At 52.7% G+C, this 19,626-nt stretch carries 18 protein-coding genes; 10 read left to right on the forward strand and 8 right to left on the reverse strand.

Translation table 11 applies throughout. The features are described 5' to 3' along the window. The first annotated feature begins 229 nt into the window (after window positions 1-229). Window positions 230-802 (forward strand): Uma2 family endonuclease, encoded by a 573-nt coding sequence (locus ACZA91_RS07510; RefSeq protein ID WP_190353452.1) that lies wholly within the window; start codon window positions 230-232, stop codon window positions 800-802. A gap of 188 nt (window positions 803-990) precedes the next feature. On the opposite strand, the gene ACZA91_RS07515 is transcribed toward ACZA91_RS07510, so the two are convergent. Then, window positions 991-1,503: a hypothetical protein gene (locus ACZA91_RS07515; RefSeq protein ID WP_190532926.1), complete on the reverse strand. Its 513-nt coding sequence runs from the start codon at window positions 1,501-1,503 to the stop codon at window positions 991-993. 298 nt (window positions 1,504-1,801) lie between these two features. Then, window positions 1,802-2,002 (reverse strand): DUF2811 domain-containing protein, encoded by a 201-nt coding sequence (locus ACZA91_RS07520; RefSeq protein ID WP_099532685.1) that lies wholly within the window; start codon window positions 2,000-2,002, stop codon window positions 1,802-1,804. Window positions 2,003-2,431: 429 nt separating this feature from the next. On the opposite strand from ACZA91_RS07520, the gene trpB reads away from it, so the two are divergent. From trpB to ACZA91_RS07540, 4 genes are all read left to right on the forward strand, one after another. Beyond that, entirely contained in the window at window positions 2,432-3,667 is a 1,236-nt protein-coding gene (gene trpB, locus ACZA91_RS07525) for a tryptophan synthase subunit beta (protein ID WP_099532686.1), read from the forward strand. 213 nt (window positions 3,668-3,880) lie between these two features. After that, window positions 3,881-4,561, forward strand: a complete 681-nt coding sequence (locus ACZA91_RS07530) for a sulfotransferase family protein (protein ID WP_463185781.1) — start codon at window positions 3,881-3,883, stop codon at window positions 4,559-4,561. A gap of 70 nt (window positions 4,562-4,631) precedes the next feature. Next, window positions 4,632-6,128: a 4-alpha-glucanotransferase gene (gene malQ, locus ACZA91_RS07535; RefSeq protein WP_463185784.1), complete on the forward strand. Its 1,497-nt coding sequence runs from the start codon at window positions 4,632-4,634 to the stop codon at window positions 6,126-6,128. A 144-nt stretch (window positions 6,129-6,272) separates the two neighbouring features. Then, complete coding sequence (locus tag ACZA91_RS07540; RefSeq protein WP_099532664.1) at window positions 6,273-6,989, forward strand: hypothetical protein; 717 nt, start codon at window positions 6,273-6,275, stop codon at window positions 6,987-6,989. Window positions 6,990-7,596: 607 nt separating this feature from the next. Here the strand turns inward: ACZA91_RS07540 and ACZA91_RS07545 are convergent. Continuing rightward, window positions 7,597-7,725 carry a hypothetical protein gene (locus tag ACZA91_RS07545; RefSeq protein ID WP_463185789.1) on the reverse strand — a complete coding sequence of 43 codons (129 nt, stop codon included), beginning with the start codon at window positions 7,723-7,725 and terminating at the stop codon, window positions 7,597-7,599. Window positions 7,726-8,054: 329 nt separating this feature from the next. On the opposite strand from ACZA91_RS07545, the gene ACZA91_RS07550 reads away from it, so the two are divergent. Then, window positions 8,055-10,232 (forward strand): Calx-beta domain-containing protein, encoded by a 2,178-nt coding sequence (locus tag ACZA91_RS07550; protein WP_463185793.1) that lies wholly within the window; start codon window positions 8,055-8,057, stop codon window positions 10,230-10,232. A 111-nt stretch (window positions 10,233-10,343) separates the two neighbouring features. On the opposite strand, the gene ACZA91_RS07555 is transcribed toward ACZA91_RS07550, so the two are convergent. After that, on the reverse strand, window positions 10,344-10,658 hold the full coding sequence (locus ACZA91_RS07555) for a sunset domain-containing protein (protein WP_463185795.1): 315 nt from the start codon (window positions 10,656-10,658) through the stop codon (window positions 10,344-10,346). A gap of 81 nt (window positions 10,659-10,739) precedes the next feature. On the opposite strand from ACZA91_RS07555, the gene ACZA91_RS07560 reads away from it, so the two are divergent. Together ACZA91_RS07560 and ACZA91_RS07565 are read left to right on the forward strand one after the other, a co-directional pair. Further along, a complete protein-coding gene (locus ACZA91_RS07560) occupies window positions 10,740-10,904 on the forward strand; it encodes a helix-turn-helix domain-containing protein (RefSeq protein WP_190532935.1) in 165 nt (54 codons plus the stop codon). Window positions 10,905-11,320: 416 nt separating this feature from the next. Beyond that, the gene (locus ACZA91_RS07565) at window positions 11,321-11,740 is read left to right on the forward strand and encodes a type II toxin-antitoxin system VapC family toxin (protein ID WP_463185800.1); all 420 of its coding nucleotides are present in this window, start codon (window positions 11,321-11,323) and stop codon (window positions 11,738-11,740) included. Window positions 11,741-11,791: 51 nt separating this feature from the next. Here the strand turns inward: ACZA91_RS07565 and ACZA91_RS07570 are convergent, their stop codons facing one another. Then, window positions 11,792-11,971: a hypothetical protein gene (locus tag ACZA91_RS07570; protein ID WP_463185803.1), complete on the reverse strand. Its 180-nt coding sequence runs from the start codon at window positions 11,969-11,971 to the stop codon at window positions 11,792-11,794. Here ACZA91_RS07570 and ACZA91_RS07575 point away from each other — a divergent pair. Continuing rightward, complete coding sequence (locus ACZA91_RS07575; protein ID WP_463185808.1) at window positions 11,970-12,386, forward strand: hypothetical protein; 417 nt, start codon at window positions 11,970-11,972, stop codon at window positions 12,384-12,386. The genes ACZA91_RS07570 and ACZA91_RS07575 overlap by 2 nt on opposite strands. 62 nt (window positions 12,387-12,448) lie before the next feature. Here ACZA91_RS07575 and ACZA91_RS07580 read toward each other — a convergent pair whose 3' ends face one another. Next, on the reverse strand, window positions 12,449-12,862 hold the full coding sequence (locus ACZA91_RS07580) for an FmdB family zinc ribbon protein (RefSeq protein WP_190353510.1): 414 nt from the start codon (window positions 12,860-12,862) through the stop codon (window positions 12,449-12,451). A 231-nt stretch (window positions 12,863-13,093) separates the two neighbouring features. Beyond that, window positions 13,094-14,389, reverse strand: coding sequence for a vWA domain-containing protein (locus ACZA91_RS07585; RefSeq protein WP_463185813.1), 1,296 nt, complete (start codon window positions 14,387-14,389; stop codon window positions 13,094-13,096). 314 nt (window positions 14,390-14,703) lie between these two features. On the opposite strand from ACZA91_RS07585, the gene ACZA91_RS07590 reads away from it, so the two are divergent. Further along, entirely contained in the window at window positions 14,704-15,252 is a 549-nt protein-coding gene (locus ACZA91_RS07590) for a hypothetical protein (protein ID WP_099534860.1), read from the forward strand. A gap of 92 nt (window positions 15,253-15,344) precedes the next feature. Here the strand turns inward: ACZA91_RS07590 and ACZA91_RS07595 are convergent, their stop codons facing one another. Further along, window positions 15,345-19,622, reverse strand: a complete 4,278-nt coding sequence (locus ACZA91_RS07595; protein ID WP_463185818.1) for a WD40 repeat domain-containing protein — start codon at window positions 19,620-19,622, stop codon at window positions 15,345-15,347. Between the last annotated feature and the right edge of the window lie 4 nt (window positions 19,623-19,626).

The following is a 19,626-nucleotide window of genomic DNA, read 5'->3' on the forward strand; positions in this document are numbered from 1 at the left end:
AACCGGGCGATCGGGTCATATCTTCAAGTGCTGATTGCAGCAGCGTGTGGGGTGGTTAATGGCCACCCTCCAGGTTTAACAGTGTTGATCGTGCAGAAGTGTTGATTGTGCAGACGATTCAGACCAGTTCAGGCCAGTTCTGAACCCACTTTTCTGCATCTCAAAATTCTGGTGTCAAAATAAATCAATTGGTTATAAATCAATTGGTTGCAAGCACGGTGATGTTCACATGCTAGAAACCCTGACCGCCCCGATCGCCCTGGCAGACTTTTTGGAGTTGCCAGAAACCCAACCAGCGAGTGAATATATCGACGGGCAAATCCTGCAAAAACCCATGCCCAAAGGAAAACATAGCATCATCCAAGCTGAACTAGCTGCCGCCATTAATGCCGTAGTTCGTTCCCGCCGTCGGGGGCTGGCATTTACCGAATTGCGTTGCACCTTTGATGGGCGCTCGATCGTGCCGGATATTGCTGTCTTTTCTTGGGAACGGATTCCCAAAGATGAATCGGGTGAAATTGCCGATCGATTTCTGCTGGCTCCCGATTGGGTGGTGGAGATTCTGTCTCCTGATCAAAGCCATGCCCAATTGTTTAAAAAACTACGCCATTGCTTTCAGCACGGAACGATCGCTGGTTGGATTATTGATCCTGCAAACAAAGCGGTGATGATCTATCGGCCGGGTCAAGAGGCACTTTTGTTTGATCTAGAAGAAATGCCCGATCGCCCCTTGCCCATTCCAGAATTTGTTGGAGAGCTAACCCTCACCTCAGAAGTTTTATTTAGTTGGCTGGCACTCTGAAACTGCGAAGAATATCAAGAATTCAAATTCTTCAACTCCTGCAATTTCTTGTCCAGCCTTTGCCTGGAATTATTTTCCTAGAACAATTGGTACGCCAGATTGCAGATACCATAAAATAACGATTCGGTGGGCATTGCCCACCCTACGGGCTAAGGTTCACCATTAATTAGCTCACCATTAGTTAACTATTAATTCACCAGTTTCTGTTGGGCTTGCCGTTGCTTTTTGCGTTCCACCATGGCCGATAAATGCCGTCGCAACAGAGCGCTACCTTGCAAATTCTGATTTTCTAAATATAAATCTCCCGCCTTCACCAACCGAGGAACTGCTTCATTGTCATTGAGCAAATTGGCCAAGGCCAGACCCCAGTTATGGTAAGCCTCCGGCCAATTGGGTGCTAATTCTAGGGCCGTTGCAAATCGCTCACCGGCTGCTCGGTAGTCCCCTTGCGTAAACAACGTTTGTCCTTGATTGAAAGCCGCGATCGCCTTAGGAATTCGATCGCCGTTCTCTGTTGGCAAGGGAACCGCCTCCGTGAACAAAATCGATCGGCTACCCTGGCCGCGATAGGCCCAAATCATAATCCCTAAAGAGCCACCCAACACCGCACCAATTACGCCAAACCAAAGGGCAAAGTCTCCCCACTCCAAGCCCAGGCGATCGAGCAATGGGGAGTCAACCACTGCCGTGAGTGCTGTCATGAGTGTTGTCATCACTGCTGTCATTACCCCGATTATGATCATTGATGGATGAATTTGCTGAATTTGACGAATGAATCTGATTCGTCGGTTCCATAGACCAATTTCTAATCAGTTTAAAACCAATCAGAAACGAATAGAGCCAAGGGATAACTCGATCCTCCCTTGGCTCTGCAATATTGAGTTTCATCTCTGGAGCTTTATCACTGGAGCTTCAACTTTTCAATTGAAGGCTGATTGCGATGGTTAATGCTGTTGCCTTCCTGATCGCCCGATCGCAGGCCAAGCCGAGCCAAAACCCCTAAGCCGGTTGGCGAAACAGCGTTGATAGATAAACCCGCGACACCCGCCGATCGCTCTCCCCGTTTTGCAACAGAAAAAGCGACAACGCCGCTGCAAACACCCGGTTCAAATCCCAGTCGGGATGCACTTCCAAATAATCCTTAAGGGCTTCGTGGAGTTCTTCAGGAATTTCCGCCACGATGCTAACTGTGCCACTCATCGGCAAAACCCCAGCCACATTGGTAAGCGGCAACATTGTGCGCCAGGCTCCCGGCGATGTCAATGCTGCGAAATATTGCGATCCAGTTCAAAAACTCAGAATTTTTTCTGAATAGCACATATTTTTACTCATTTAATTTACATAAAGTCATGAAAAATCGCCTTTTATGAGAAGTCGGGCGATCGCCCAAAACAATCCCCAACTGAACGACAAACCGTATCGTTGGCGACATAGCCTGTGGAAAACTCCGTCATTTCTGTGGAAAACTTGGGGGTCTTCTGTGGAAAACCTGTGGAAAACTTTCCCCCAAGATAAGAATTTCCCCTTTGCAAAATGATTTGCATCCTCAGAAATCCTGACCGGGGGCCTTGGATCGTCAGCCCAGCGCCCAATGCGATAATGGAGGTGTTGAATTCAGCCCAGCTAGTCGTGACCGTAACCCCGCTCCGTTCCGCCACCTTCAATGCCCAAGTGCCCGATGCCCTCGGCCGGTTTGGCCAGTTCGGCGGCAAATACGTTCCCGAAACCCTGATGCCCGCCCTGGCTGAGTTGGAGCGGGCCTACGAGCACTATCGGCACGATCCAGACTTTCAAGCGGAACTGCAAGGGTTGCTTCAGGACTATGTGGGTCGCCCCAGCCCGCTCTACTTTGCCGAGCGACTGACGCAGCACTACGCCCGCCCCGACGGCAGCGGCCCGCAAATTTACCTGAAGCGCGAAGACCTGAACCACACGGGCGCACACAAAATTAACAACGCGATCGCCCAAGCCCTCCTGGCCAAGCGGATGGGCAAACAGCGGATCATTGCCGAAACCGGAGCCGGTCAACACGGCGTGGCCACGGCCACCGTTTGCGCCCGCTTTGGCCTCGACTGCGTGATTTACATGGGCATCCATGACATGGAGCGCCAGGCCCTGAACGTGTTCCGCATGAAGCTGATGGGTGCAGAAGTGCGACCCGTGGAAGCGGGAACCGGCACGCTGAAGGATGCCACCTCGGAAGCGATTCGCGACTGGGTGACCAACGTGGAAACCACCCACTACATCCTGGGTTCTGTGGCTGGCCCCCACCCTTACCCGATGATGGTGCGCGACTTCCACGCCATCATCGGCGAAGAAACCCGCCAACAGTGCCAAGCCAAGTGGGGCGGACTGCCAGATATTTTGCTGGCCTGCGTCGGCGGTGGCTCCAATGCTATGGGGCTGTTCCATGAGTTCGTGACGGAGCCAACCGTGCGGATGATTGGCGTGGAAGCGGCCGGCGAGGGAGCCGAAACCGAAAAGCACGCGGCTACCTTGACCAAGGGCCGGGTGGGCGTGTTGCATGGGGCCATGAGCTATTTGCTGCAAGATGGCGACGGCCAGGTCATTGAGGCCCACTCAATCAGCGCTGGGTTGGACTATCCCGGCGTTGGCCCGGAACATGCCTACTTGAAGGATGCGGGACGTGCGGAATACTACAGCGTGACGGATCAGGAGGCGTTGGATGCCTTCCAGCGGGTGTCGCGTCTGGAGGGAATTATCCCGGCGCTGGAAACGGCCCACGCCTTTGCCCATCTGGAAAAACTTTGCCCGACCTTGGAAGGTAGCCCCAAAATTGTGATTAATTGTTCGGGCCGGGGCGATAAAGATGTGCAAACGGTGGCTAAGGTGTTGATGCCTTAGGCCTGGTTGGCACTCCCGATCGCTTGGGACGGGAATGGCTGATTTTCTGAGCCACATCTGTAGGGGCGTACAGCGGTACGCCCCTACCTGGATGCCTTCTACTCCCGAGGTTTTGCCCCAAGATTTTGCCCCGAAATTTTGCAAAGGGCGACGGCCAAATCAGGGGAGCATCGCCACCGCCAAAACCGCACGAGGGCGAGAGTTGCAACAACCATGAAAATTTTGGGCGCGGGCCTCAGCAAAACGGGCACTTCTTCACTTCATGCGGCTTTGCAGATTCTGGGGTTGTATGGGCTGCATTTCGATCGCGATCGCCTGAACGAGATCCTCTGCGGCAAGGTCACCCAACCCAATTTCCGCTGCTATGACGATGTGGATGTGGTGACGGATTTGCCCAGCGCCTATTTTTATCGGGAGTTGGCGGCCGCCTATCCCGACAGCAAAATCATCCTGACCGTGCGCGATGTGGATGCCTGGTGGCGCAGTGTGGAATTTCATATTAATCACCGCTTTCCCGTGTCACCTAGCTTGGGGATTCGGGCCCAGCTTGCCCAGCGTTGGCAGCTCGATCGCTGGTTGAGCCATGGGCCTTGGCCGACGGATTGGCAAGTGGGTTGGCAAAACTTTTGGCAAGAAAGTGCATCGCAACAGTTTCGTCGCGACCTGCGCAATTGTGTTTATGGCTCGGCGATCGCCACCGAATTTCTTTATAAGAAGAAGTATCTGGAGCATAACGATCGGGTGATGGCAGAAATTCCGCCCGATCGACTGCTGGTGATGAATATTCCCGCCGGGGATGGTTGGGAAAAACTCTGCCCTTTTTTGGGTATGCCAATTCCCGATCAACCCTTTCCCCACGCCTACAAAACCGAGCACCAAGCCTACAAACGCTGATCAACAAAAAGCAAGACTGACCCTGTGTTAGAGTCATTCCGACCCGATCCGGATGGTTTAAACAATTCCCATGGCCAGACTCAGCGGAATCTTGCTGCACCCCACTTCGCTCCCCAGTCGCTACGGAGTGGGTGATCTGGGTGACCAGGCCATTGCCTTTTGTGACTGGTTGCAAGCGGGGGCCCAGCGGGTGTGGCAAATGTTGCCCTTGGGGCCGGTGGGTGCTGGCAATTCGCCTTATATGAGTTTTTCTGCGATCGCCGGGGAGCCGTTGCTGATCAGCCCCGATCGCCTGGTGGAAGCTGGCTGGCTGCCTGCCGCCGCCCTCGAACAAGTGCCCGACTTCAATCCCCATCGGGTGGACTTTGCAGCGGTGCGGGCTTACAAAGATCGCCTGTTTGTCCAAGCCTGGGCTGGATTCCAAGTTCATGCCACCGCAGAACAACGCACCGCCTTTGAGGAATTTTGCACCGAGCAGGCCGACTGGCTCGAGGATTTTGCCCTGTTCATGACCCTGAAGGCAGAATTTGGCCAAATTGTTTGGAACCGTTGGGATGTGGGATTTGCCCAGCGAGATCCGGCCGTGTTGGCCGCCGCCCGCCAAACCCTGGCCGAGCCGATCGCCCTGCAACGGTTTTTACAATTCGTCTTCTTTGAACAGTGGCAACAACTGAAGACCGCTGCCAACGAACGGGGCGTTCAATTGGTGGGCGATGTGCCCATCTATGTCTCCTTCGACAGTGCCGACGTTTGGGCCAATCGTGAATTGTTTGCTCTGGATCCGGACACCCTGGATCCGGCTCAAATGGCCGGCGTGCCCCCGGACTATTTCAGCGCCACGGGGCAACTGTGGGGGAACCCGGTTTATGACTGGGAGACCAACGCCCAAACGGGCTATCACTGGTGGATTAACCGATTCCGCCATTTGTTCACCATGGTGGATTGGGTGCGAATTGACCACTTTCGAGGATTCGAGTCTTTTTGGGCCGTGCCCCAAGGGGAAGAAACCGCCATCAATGGCGACTGGGTTCCGGGGCCGGGCGCTGCATTTTTTGAAGCGGTGCAGGGGGCCTTGGGCAAGCTGCCGGTGATTGCGGAAGATTTGGGGATTATTACGCCCGAGGTGGAAGCCCTGCGCGATCAGTTCCAATTTCCCGGCATGAAGATTCTGCAATTTGCCTTTGACTCCGGCAGCGGTAACCCCTATTTGCCCCACAATTACCGCAGTCCTAACTATGTGGTTTATACGGGAACCCACGATAATGACACCACGGTGGGTTGGTTTAATGGCCGATCGCCCGAGGAGCAACAGCGCGTAATCCGCTACGCTGGCTATGCGGGCCCCGATGGCATTCAGTGGGATCTCACCCGGATGGCCATGGCCTCGGTGGCCGACTGGGCGATCGTTCCGTTGCAAGACTGCTTGGGCTTTGGCAGCGATTGCCGCATGAATGTGCCCGGCCAGGCCGATAGTAATTGGGAGTGGCGCTGTTTAGAGGGATCCTTTGCCCCTTGGATGGCCGATCGACTCCGGGAGTTGGTGGATTTGTATGGCCGCTGGGGCTAGGGGCAACCTTGCCACGATCGAGCGCCTGATAGTCGTCATCATCAGCCAGGCCACAAAACCGGCCTGAGGACACGAAGGATCAGATTTTGGAGCATAACCCCCACCCGATCGACTCGGGTGTATGAAATCAGGCGATCGCCCCGCATGAGCAGAAACTTTGCCAATCGCCGTCTTGATCTGGCGCGAATCATGCCCGAATCATTCCTTGAAGAATTCGGGCAGAAGGACGCGGGCACAAGACGGTTTTTGCTCAATGCCCTCACCCTATTTGCCGCCATTTCCCCCGAGCAACAACACCAAGCCATCAACGATCTGATTCAGTTTGAAATCATCATTTTGTCCGATCGCTCGCGGGAATTTTTGCGACGACGGGTGCAAGGCTTGCTGAAGCGGTTCTACTTGCAAAAAAATCTGGGTGAAAACGATATTCGTGAATATTACTATCGTTATTACATCCTCACGGGTACGATTCCGGAGCGCCTAACGCCCGATTATCTAAACTTTTTGATGAAGTTCATCGTGGGCATTGAACTCATCATCATGATTTTCTGCATGAGCTTCATGGAGCAGCAGCGCTTCTTTGAACTGCAAGGAAAATATTCCACCCAAGCCCTGTTGTTTTATCACTACATTCGCCCCATCCGCGACAAGTTAGTTCGAGAACGAGTGGTGACGCGAGATCCATCCGGCAATCACTACTATCGGCGGCCCAGCCTCGATCATTCCGAGGTGATGGATTTTGTCTTTGATGTGTTCGATCTCGATCGAATCGTTGCCTTGGGCGAATATGCCGAAAAACTAGCCTTCGAGCGGGACTACATCCACAGCGGCCCCGATGAGCTGGAGTCGGACGGATCCTGAGCGCCATCCCCCTTGCGATCGATGGCTGGCCGATGGCGTAACCGTTGCCTGAACCTTCCCAAATTGCCCTAATCATCCTGCATCACCCTAATTGTCCTGAGGAACCGGGCCAGCCCTTGGGAACCTGGTGATACTGGTTACGTCCTTAATTGAGGAGCCATCGAAAAATAGCCCATGGCCACGATTTACTGAAAAGAATCAAGCCCCTGGGTTCTAATTCCAGTCACTATCAAAGCCTGCTTTTAAAATCAATCCAACCACTGGATTTTGTTTTCAGTAATTCTTAAAATCAAGAAACTGACTGAATCAATTAGATAAAATTTCTAAGCTGCAACCACCAGAAAACTATTAATAGAAAACCCTAGCCTTAAGCTGCATTCCCCAGGCATGGGCAGGAGGCTTGGGGGGATTGCGGTTGATGATCCCTAACCGAAGGACGGGATCGATCGGCCATCGATCGCCCATAAATCTCCTCAGCCCTTCAGGATCAATCCGCCTGGGATGCCTTCCTTTTGGTTCGATCGCCCCTTAGGCCCCAACCCCACACCATTGCTATCCCCAAACAACCCGAGCCGATCGCCCCGATGGGATTGGGCGGATTGAGCGATCACTCCACCGGAGCGTTGGCCAAGACGCGATCGCCATCCAGCCGATCCTGAAAATCCGGTTCCCAACAGTCGCTCCCCAGACGAGCCAGACAGGGCGATCGTTCCCGATTATTTTCCAGAAAAATCAAGAATTGCGGGAACTTTTTGAAAACTTTTCAGAACATTTTGTTCCCGCAAAATTCCCCAAAAAAAATTTCCCCACTTCCGGATTCTTCGATCGCTTCCCGAAGGAATAGGCAGCGAACCACAGTTCACCAACCCGCACAGGGAACGCAACAGCAATTCACTTGCACCTCGATAGCGGTTCCGGTTCCACCGGCCCCTAAGCACCCAAGAATGCAGGACTTGCACCAGCGTTTGGGACTCGAACTCGTGACCGCAATGGTTGCGGCTGTTCGTCCGCGCCTCTTCAACTCAACAGCTCACCTTTTGCAACTCAAGTCCACTGGAGGAGTCAATGGCTGTTATTAACGGAACCAACTTTCCCGATGTCATCCCCATTACTGAAACCCAAGCCGCTCTCGACAGCCTGGCCGGGAATGATGTGATCAGCGGTTTGGATAGCAACGACATCATCCGGGGCTATAACGGAGACGATCGCATCCTGGGCGGCAACGACAACGATCGCCTGTTTGGCAACCAAGGCGTAGATACCCTGGAAGGGGAATCCGGCGACGATGAATTGCTCGGCGGTGCTGGCAATGACCTGTTGTTGGGCGGACTCGGCAATGACCTGATGTTCGGCAACATGGACAGCGACCAACTGTATGGCGGCAGCGGCGGCGACGAGCTGTATGGCGGCAAAGGCAACGACCTGCTGTTTGGCGAAGACGGCGACGATGTGTTGTCCGGCGACCTGGGCGCAGACACCATGCGCGGCGGTCAAGGCAACGATACCTTTGTGATCGGTCGCCGCAGCGACAGCTTCTCGGCCCAGACCGGTCAAATTTCCACCGGCGGTTCCACCATCCTGGAAGCCGACGTGATTGAAGACTTCAACCAATTTGGCCAAGACCAAATTCGGCTGATTGGCGGAGTCACCATGTCTGACCTGGAAATCTTTGATGGTTCCGGTCAAACCGCTGGCAGCGCCATCATTCGCGACAAAGGCAACAACCAAATTTTGGCGGTGGTGAAAGGGGTCAGCGCCAACCAACTGATGAACACCCCCGGCACGTTCAGTTCCGATGGTGTGCAGCCTGGATCTGTGCCACCCCAAGGCGCACTGCAATTTTCGGTGGCCAACCTGACCGGCACGGAAGGTTCCCAAGTGGAAGTGACCGTGACGCGGGATGTGAACCAATCGGCGGGCGCGGTTTCCGTGGATGTGGGTGTGTTGGGCGGCACGGCAACGGCCAACGCAGACTACAAAACCTTCAACCAAACCCTGAACTTTGCGCCGGGTCAAATTAGCCAAACCTTCAAGGTGGATCTGATTGACGATGCGCCTTTGGCCGACAGCGGTGAAACGATTCGGATGTTGCTGTCTCGTCCCACGGGCGGCGCAATCTTGGGCAAGCAGGATTCGGCAATCTTGACGATCGTGGACAAGGGCGCAACGGGCGGCGGCGGAACCACTGGCTCTTCCACTTTCCAATTCAGCGGCGCAACCTACACGGCGACGGAAGGCACGGCCACGGTACAAGCGGCCATCAACATCACCCGCACGGGCGACACTTCCCAAGCTGGCTCCGTCACCTTCTCGACCGGTACAGGCGGCACGGCGACGGCTGGCTCGGACTACACGGCGGTTGCAAACCAAGTGGTGAGCTTCGCGGCGGGTGAAACGGTGAAAACTGTGAATGTGCCGGTGTTGTCCGATGCGATTACGCCAGAGGCCGATGAGACAGTTAACCTGACTCTGACGGCTCCCACTGGCGGTACGTTGGGCACTCAGGCCACTTCGGTGCTGACGATCAAGGATGTTGCTTCGGCCCCTCCCACAACTCTGCCCCCTGGTAGCTCAGCAGTTGGCAACACATTGCAATTCAACAGTGATCCGAATGCGGTCACGATTGATGCTGGATTACTCAATCTCTTTCCTGGTGGTGTTAACGGCGGAGCTGGGGACGATCAACTGACGGTTCCTGCTACTACCCCTGCAACGGCTGCAACGGTTCGCGGCGAGGCAGGAAATGATGTTATCAGTGGCACAGCAGCCACTGCCGCCATGACCGTTGATGGCGGTGATGGTAATGATGCGATTACGGGTAGTACCGTGGTTGGTGACAAGCTGTTGGGTGGCGCTGGTGATGACATCATCAATGTTGGTACTGCTGGGGGTGCAACTGTCGTGGGCGGCCCTGGCTTGGATCGAATTGTTGGTGGTACTGGTGCTGGTGCTAACACCTATGCCTATCAAGCTAGCGACACAACAGGCAGCCTCTTGACGGCCGACCAGATTACTAACTTCAAGGCTGCTGACAAGATTGGTCTTGGCCCTGGCTTAACCAGCTTGGTGATTACGCCAGAAGTGGTTAATGTGGCTGGCGTGGCTGGCACGGCTGATTTGGCGCTGTCTTACGTGGATGCGAATAACACGAAGAAGTATCTGGCCGTGTTGGTGGACTATACCGGAACTTTCACAGCGGCAGCCAATGTGACCAACGTTGCGGCGAGCACGTTCACGATCTAGAACCGCATGAGTTGAGGCAGGACGGAGAAATTCTGTCCTGCGAAGACTGCCAAAAATTTCACTTCTGTTTGGAGGGGCTGGGTCGATCGACCTGGCCCCTTTCTTTGGTCGTTAGCGTGGGGCCTTTGTCCAGCCGGCCGCGATCGCCTCCGCCTCCGAGCAAAACCAGCGTTCCCCTCGCGATAGGTCGATCACGGTGCGCTCATAGTCCCGCATTCCTGGCAGGTGATATAGCCGTCGCCCGGTGTTTTGGCCGTCCGTGGTTTGGGAGATGTTGCCTTTGATCGGGCAGTTGGGATCGGGTGGGGTGGTGGAACGGCTGCTGGGGGCTGATTGGGTGTTGGGTCGCTGTTGGGCCTGGGCCGGTGCGATCGCCGTGGAGCCGATAACCAGGGCGATCGCACCGCATAAAAGCTGATGAAGCATTGAGATCACCAAAAGAAAAGGGTCTGAAGCCCCGCCCTTTTAAGGCGGCTTTTTCTATGATCAGTTTCTATAATGCTAGCTATGAAAGCACGATTTCGCTACCGAATCTATCCCAATCGCCTACAAAGAATAATGCTGGCGAAAACATTTGGTTGCGCTCGTATGGTGTGCAACGATGCAATTCGGTTGCGTCAAGACCTCTATCAGCAAGGGGAAAAAGTTGGCGACACTGAGCTTCAGAAATGACTGATTACCCAAGCCAAACTTTCTGCTTTTTGGAACCAACAAATGACCAAAGCTCGTCCAGTTGCAGGATTAAACAGCCTTTTTTTTAGGGCGTACTTGGGCCTGGCGAGGGATGTTTGAAGTGTAAGATATTACTTGCTCAGAACCCCAAATAACATTAATTAGAAAAACACAAGCATGACTTTACTGGAACTTCGTGAAGCAACCTTAGCCTTGCCATGGCGAGATCGGTGGTTACTACTTTGGACTGTCATTCGATCGCTCTTCATGTTCAAACCACAGGAAATGCCACCGACGATCCTTGAGCGCATGGGTGGATTACCAGAGCATTGGCTGCATGATGGTGATTTGGCTGATCGAGATTTAAGACGAGTAGCCTTGGCCGATCGACTCCATCAATCCACTACAGATCAATCATGAAGCCAGCAAAAGTGCTAGTGGACTCAGGCGTTTTAATTGCTTTTTATAATGCTGAGGATCGATACCACAGTCGAGTTGTTGATTTCTTTAGAACTTGTCGAAGTGAACTGATTACAACTTTGGCTTGTGTCACGGAAGTACTTTGGTTATTGAATAAAAGCTGGCAAGTTCAAAATATTTTTCTGAACCATATAGCACAGAATATTTATCGCTGTGAGTCATTAAATCGTCATGATTTTCAAAGAATTGTAGAACTCAATGAACAATACTCAGATTTGCCTGGAGACTTTGCAGATTTAGCATTGGTAGCTATTTCAGAACGATTACGAATTGCAGAAATTGCAACTTTAGATCAGGATTTCGATGTTTATCGTCGCTACCGCAAAGAGCCTTTTATTCGGGTCTTTCGCCCCTAACTTGATCAAACTCAGGTTACGCATTACCCACTATCTACTCGCTAGTGAAGTCTAGCGGCATGAGATCGCGCGGAATTTGTGGGGAGTGGGTTCCCTGAGGGCGGCCAGTTCATAAACAGGAAGTGCCTCCACGATCGGGTGGAGCGTGGGCCGCATACTGGATTTATTCGCGATCCGGCGTTCTGCCAAGTTTTGGAGGCCCGGCTGCTCACCATCAGGAGATGCTGCCATGAAAACCAACCGATTTTTCTCAATTTTGACCGCCAGCCTGGCGATCGTCACGATCGTGCCTTGGGCAGCGCCGGTTCGGGCCGATTTGATTGCCCTGGGGCCGGGCATGAGTGAGCCGATTCTTCGATCGGGCACGGCCGGCGGCAGCACTAGCACTAGTTGTGGCTTTGTGGCCGGTGCGCCCAACCATCGCTTGGCGGTGGGTCAGGATTTTGGCTCCCTGCGGGTGAAGGTGCAGGGGGGTGATGGTTTAACGCTGTTGGTGGTGGGGCCGAGCGGTCAATTTTGCATTCCGGCGGCCAACGGGGTGGCGGAAATGCCGGGCTATTGGGGCGCGGGCAACTATGACATCTTTGTGGGCGATCGCAACCCCAGCGGCCGCCAACCCTATCAACTCTCGATTTCCACTAATTAATTCCCACTAATTAGTGCTCAAGATGAGTGCTCAAGATGAGTATTCGAGAACTGTAAGAGCGTTCAATAGCGTTGGTCGGGTGGGGTGGCATCTCTTAGCTCTCGTTTGCCCACCTCCACCGCTTGCACATCGATCGTGCCGGGGGCCGATTGGCGCTGCACCGTTTGCCCCAAACCGCTGAGGGGAGTGCCGCAGTTCGGGCAATTGCTGCTGAAGCCGCGCAGGGTGGTGACGGGATAGCCACAGGCGGGGCAGGGGCCGGCCACTAAGTTGCGCCGCAGCCACCATAAACCAACCACACTGAGCACGATCGGGGTCAAAATCACCAGCAACAGCAACCAACCGATCGCCTGCACCACCACCCCTAAACCGATCGCATTCAGCAGCCCGATCGCCCCTAAAATCAGCAACCAGGGCCCCAGGGCCGCGATCAGAATGGGCCAAGCTTGGGTTGATTTCCAATTAAAACGGTTCACGATCGGGTCAGCCTCTCAGCGAAACAATGGGGGCGATCGGGGTTCCTCAGAATTGGTTATTTAACCTCATTAAATAACCCCAAAAATAATCCCAAGTGCAGCAATGCCATGTTCAGCGCTGAGCTGTCTGGAATGCAGAAAATACCCCATTTCCAGTATGGGCCGCAGGGGTGGCCAACCCAAGCCGATCGGGGGTGGGGTTGCCCGGCGCGATCGGGCGGGATCGCCCCCCTAGCGAAGGGTGGTTTTTGAGGCAATACGGGTCTTTTTGCGATCGGCCTCCGACAGGTCATCGCCCGCCTGGAGTTTGGTGGCTTGGGTTTGCAGCACCGTCGCCGCGTTGCGATCGCCCATTTGCAAAGCCGTTTGGGCCGCCGCTTGCAGCATGGTCACCGCACCTTGGCGATCGCCCGTTTGCAGCTTGGTTTCGGCAATTTGGGTTTGGCGATATTTGGCCAATGCGCCGATGTGAGCCTGTACCGGGGCATTGGGAGCTGGGTGAAAGAGTTCCAGCGATCGCCCAATCACCGCGATCGGCTCCGACAGCAGATCCACCTGACCCGTCGCCGGATCGTCATAACAAACCTGCACTTGAACCAACCGATGATCCCCCGGCGGCAACTGGGCCACATAGGCATTCACCAACACCACCCGCGGCCCGTCCACCATCAAATCGCCCAACCGCACCTCCAGCCGACCATCGGGCAACTCCTGCGCCGTCAGTTCCACCGTTTCCGGGGCCACCTGGGCGATCGGCTTCAGCTCCGCCAAGCGCACAGGTGACTCCAACGCCAACAACAACCGCGCATTGGTTAATTGCACCGACTGCACCCGGGCCAAGAGCCTTTCAAAGGCGGCGGGCGCATCTTCCGGCTGTTCGATGTAGCAAAGGGCCCCGGATCCCGCGTCGGCAATCTGCTCCAGGGTGTCTTGGTTCCAATGGCTGCCAAACCCGAGACAATGGACTGAAATGCCGTAGCTCGCGGCCAATTCCGCCATCTTTAAGCAGCGGGGATCGTTGCCATGCTCGTTTTCCCCATCGGTTAGCAGGAAAATTTGCGACACCGAGGGTGCAGTGGGCAAAATTCCGCTGTGATCGGCGTTGACATTGCCCAAAAGGCCCGATTCCTTACGCGATCGCGCCAGTTCTTCAATGCCCAGCTTCAGACCCTCATCAATGCAAGTGCCGCCGCCGGCCGTTAAGCCCTCGATCGCCTGCAAAATTGACAGCGGCTCCGGGGCCACTTCCTGACAGGGCAAAATCACTTGGGCCTCGTGGTCAAAGGCGACCAACGACAGGCGATCGCCCAGGGCCAACTGACCCACCAACTGACGCGCCGCCGCTTTCACCATCTCCATCGGTCGGCCGCGCATGGAACCGCTGCGATCGAGAATTAGACACAGGTTCGATCGCACCCGCCCATGGCCGGCCTGGGCCGCCACCGAAATCGCCAGTTGCCGCTGGTTGCGGGCCAACTTGGCATCCAAATTGGCATCACTGAGGGCACATTGCACAAGGGCTGGCATGATTTGCACCTCCTGCCGGAGAAAAACGCATGGAACGCTGGCGGGCCTCAACCATCGCCATCAAAACGATAGCAAGGAACCCAACGCTGAAACCTGCAACCGCACCGAAGACCACTCATCGCCCCGGCAACCAACGCACCGGCAGCTCCAGGAATCGCCACCCACAGCAAACCACCCACAGCAAACTACCACCGCAAACATTGATTGAGAACCATTGAGCAGTCATGAGCGATGGCTTTTTTCTAGGCTATGACTGAAGCGCGACCGGAATCTATTCTGAATCGTCCCGCTTTCTCCGGTTCTAACAAAATTCTATGCAGAAGATTCACCCGAATCTGCGGCGATGGTTGCTGGGCTTCGTGAGTCCCGTGGTGATGATCGGGGCGATCGGGTTGCCGGCCCAAGCAGAGACCGTTGCGCCCAGCTTTTTCCAAGGATCGACTCCCCTCAGCCTCACGCTTCAGGAATTGGACGATCGGTGGCGTGTGTTTAGTGTCACGGGGCAAATTGAAACCAGCAATATGCTGTCTCTGACGGCGGCGGTTTTTGGCGCATCTCCCAGCGACTATTACACGAAGGGCGAAATTGCGGAGGTGGGCGGCGAGCGCTTTTTGGTTGCCTACCGTGTCATGCCCGGCAGCATTACGGAACCGGCCGCCGTCAATGGCAGCACGCCAATTCATGTGTCGCTGATTCATCTCGATCAGGTGGCTTCTTTGAACGATTTCCGGCCCTTCAGCCTGGTGACGGAGATCGATCGCCTCAAGGCCCTCATCCAAAGCCGCGCCGCTTCGCCGTTCAACATGTTCAACAGCGGCGGCCCGCCGCGCTCTTTGCCGCCACTTCCCCGATCGACTCCTTAAAACCTTTTCCAGAAATTTTGCGGGGCGATCGGTTTGTAGTGAATGGGAAAACCGGTCGATCGGGGGTGATCACATATGAGCCACCCGGAACCTTACGGTTTTTGGGATGGTTTGACGCGACAAAATTGCTGTAAATCCGCCGGCGCATCCCGATTCGTCGTCAAATAATCCCGCAACCAATCACATCCTATTTGTAGCAAGCCATCCAGATCTTCTGTTTGGGAGAGGACTCTTAACCAATCAGATTCAGTAAAATTGTTTAGATTAGTATGCAAGAGACTGTTCGAAATACTAGCATTATTTAATTTTAAATTTTTTGCAACATCTAGCTGCAACAAGTTTTCTGCACTCATTTTTTTCATCGCTCGATCTCTCAGTGATTCAAGGTTCACTGCTCCTTGATAAACATTCCAGAATCGAATCACTCCACCATTGGAACCAGAAATAACTTGCTTCTCGTCAGAGCTAAACCTTGCGCGCTCAACCCAATTTGGATGTGGGAGAGTGATTGTTTTTTTGTGTAGATGAGAATTATTTTCGCCAATAAAATGATTCCACTCCCATACCATGGCACTTTTATCACTGGAAGCAGTGACTAACAGGAATTGATTTTTTTTTCCAAAAGAGATGCTTCTCACCGAATCCGAGTGATTCGTCAGTGAAATTGTTCTTCCATTCGCTGACCAGTTCCATAGCTTAACAACGCCATTTTTCAAGGCAACTCCAAGCCATTGATTATCTGCACTAAAATCTGCACTCAGAATACTACTGTCAAATTTTTTGGACTTTATAGAATTAGAGATTTTTAAATTCTCATTTTTTTGCCAATCCCAAACTTTGATTACTCCATCACCTCCAGCGGTAAAAACCAGTCTCCCATCGGGGCTGAAGTTGGCAGAACTTAGCCATTGATTGGCTGAATGAACAAGAGTAATAAGAGGAGCATGAACACTTTTGCGTTGCTTATTCCATTGCCAAATTTTAGCCTCTCCATCATCTCCAAGAGTTATGATCCACTTACCAGTACTATCAAAGCTGGCTGCTCTAATTTCTCCTGAAACACTATGGTTAAGAGTTGAGAATGGTCTTTGAGACTCGGGATCAGTCAAGTCCCAAATTTTAGCTGTTCCATCTTGAGCAGAAGTTAATAGCCATTGACTGTCAGGGCTAAAGCTGACGCTATAAACTGTCTGTGCGTTTTTAACACTAGAGTGTTTTAATCTACGAATTTCCTGCATTTCCTTAATATTCCAAATTCTTGCTGTTCCATCTTCTAGGGCAATAGCTAACAGTTGATCATCTGGGCTGAGTTTGATATCCCGAATATGGGCTTGGTTATCTACCTTGAGCAAATTGATTTCTTGGACAGTCAGAAGATACTTTCCAAGAGTTTCTCGAAGAGATATCAGTGATTGAGAGTCCAATCCTAGTTGCTTGGCAGTAAACCCGATGCGTAAGAGATTAGACAATTGGGCTAATTGATCATCCTGAGTAGATATCGTTCGTAAAATTGTTTGTTCGCGCTCAATTATTTGCTTAAGGTCTTGAGAAGAGTCCCACGACAAAAACGAAGCAATAATTGTCATTATAAGGCTAGCCAAAAATACTACATTTACTCTTTTTTGAAGTTTCTTCATTCGTTGAATATTGCTTTTTAAGCTTGCAAATCGCCGCTTTGCGATTTGGTGCTGCTTCAGTAGTTTCAGCTCGGTAGCTTGGCGTTGAGCTTTTTCTTGAGCAATTTCTGCTAAAAAGGTGACCTTAGTCTGTTTCTGGATAAACTCTGCAATATAGTCATGAACAATTTGATAGGTGACCTTGTTTTGAGAGTGATTTTTAAGAAGTAAACCAGAATCAGTCAGGATTTCTAAAACCAGATTTAGAGCACTTGGATCTTGCTCTAAATCTGTCACCTCTTGGTGAAGAAACAACTGGCTTTTCAGGGGTCGGATCGGTTGATCGCCTGTCAGCAAAAACAAAATCAATTTTGCCAGTTCCACATTCTCCGGGCCACAATCCCCCGTTGCCGCATCGAGATAGCGCTGCACCAACGCCACCTTGCCGCCCGAATTCGCGTAGCCAGCAGCCGTGGTGATTCCCTCCGCTTGCACCTGCGCCCCAACAATTTGCAGCTCGATCGGGCGGACTTTGTAATAGTTGCCCGACAGATCCGAGACGATCGCCTCAATCAACTCCGGCTCCCAATCCAGTTCAGCGCGATCGATCAAATCGCGAATCACCTGCTTGGCTTCCTCCAGCCGGAAATTCCCAATCCGATAGAGCACATGGGTACTGAGTAAGCCCCCATCAATCCGCTGATCCAACTCCGCTCGATTCAGCAAGTAATAGATATATTCCCGACGAATCGAAAAGATAATTTTGAGGCCCGTAATGTCCAAACATTGACTTAAAAATGCAAAAAGGGGCGATCGCCCTTGGCGCTGGCCATGCTCAAAAAAGAACTCCTCAAACTGATCAAAAATCAACACTGTGGCCAGGTTGCGTTGCTCCGCATTCCGTACCAATTCCCGGGCGATCGCCCCTTGCCAGTTGCCATCCGTCGGCGGTTCGATTCTCCCTTGATGTTCTGCCAACAAAGCCTGTTTCAGTGACTGCCACAGCTTTTCTTCCCAGTTGCTATAGTCACGCAGCACCACTGGTAGACCACTACGAGATCCCAATGTCTCCTGTCTTACTGCTGGAATGATGCCCGCATTGAGCAGAGAACTTTTGCCAGAACCAGAGAAGCCAAATAGTACAGTGATCGAGTTACCTCGGTCATTTTTTAAGCGCCCTAGGATACGCTCTACATCATGCTTGCGCCCAGCAGCGGAAATAGCTCTTGATGAAAACTCTAGATCAAGTTTTGATCCTTGTAATTCTTTGACTTTTGGAGTTGCTAAGTGGCTGACTCCTACGAAAGCACGAAAATTAAATTCTTCTTCTAGAGATTGATATAAGAATTTATATGAAAAAGCATAACGATAGTCTCGCAATTGCCACTCCGTTTCAGCTAATTTTTTGAGAATAGCAATTGATAAGCGTGGATCAAAATCTGGTTCACCCTTGTTGTGAGCTGTTGCCAAAGACTCACGACTCTCCTCATACTGTTCAAGTCCAAATTGTGCTTGCCCCTTCCCAAACCAATAGCTAGCTTCATCTCGATATCGCACCCAGTCCTTTGACTCTGGATCTCCCGGTAGCCAATGAGATCCAACTGATAGACCTTGGATAGTTGCTATTGCCTGTTCAAACCACCTAATTGCAATTTGCCAGTCTTGGTTTTGGAGTGCAAGCTCACCGCATAAGCCATACACCTTAGCCTGCTTAAAAGGGTTGAGATATTGACGATGTAGCTCTAGTGCTTGTTGTGTTACTAACTGCAAAGAATGCCATTGATTCAGTTGAAGGAGTGTATCTCCCCAACTATTAATAAACTTGGCACAAAGATCTAGGCGATTGGCTTGGTTAAAAGTTGTAATGGCAATTTCAAAAGCTTCGCTTGACTGGGTTAAATAGTCTTTGTAATGACGACGGCTGAAACGAGCGCACCGTTGCCAAAATTGTGCCAATGTAATTTGAACTGCTCCAAATTGGATCAAGTCACCGTTTTGCCACCAAAAATGGCTTGCTTTTTGATAGCCCTCGTGAGCTTCTGCTATTGAGTTAGGCTGGGCAGTTATTAGCGCTTGCAACCAAGCTACGTTGGCTTCTTGAACGGCTATATCTTGGCTAGTAAGGTCAGGGCATTGCAACAGAGTTGACCAATCAACCGCGATCTCAGTCAGCTCATGAACGCAAATTTTAGGGTTTTGAATTGCTGATGTGAAATTGGTTTCTAAAACCCAAGCGCGTATGCGATCGGCCATTGTTTGTATCCAATCAGCAAGCTGGGTAGCCGTGGCCTCAAAGGTTTGGGTTGTCGTCCAACTAGCCAAGTCGCTGGCGGTGGTTTGCAATTGCCGAAGCGCCCGATCATCCAGCCACCACACTAACGGCAAGGGGAAGCGATCGCGAAAGGCTTCCCGGCTGCGGTTGGCCTGGGCAAACAGCTCGCGCAGGTCGGCATCGGTCAGCTCGCCAAGCCCCACCACAGCCAAGGCTCCCGGCGGGTTGGAGTCGATCGCCCGCTCGATCGCCGCAAACAGTTGCCGATCGCCCGGTTGCAGCACCAGCCGCCGCACTTCCACCTCGCACAGGGTTTGCAGCCGCACCAATAGGCGATCGACTAAATCCCCATAGTTACAGCGGGCAATCAGGAGCTTGAATCGCCCTTGACCGGCCTCGATCGCAAAGGCCAGCCGCTGCAACGCGCGCTCCTGGTCTGGCGAGAGCGCTGCTGAGTCAAATCCTGGGCGATCGGCAGTCATAGAT

It is taken from the genome of Limnothrix sp. CMB-01, assembly GCF_055193175.1.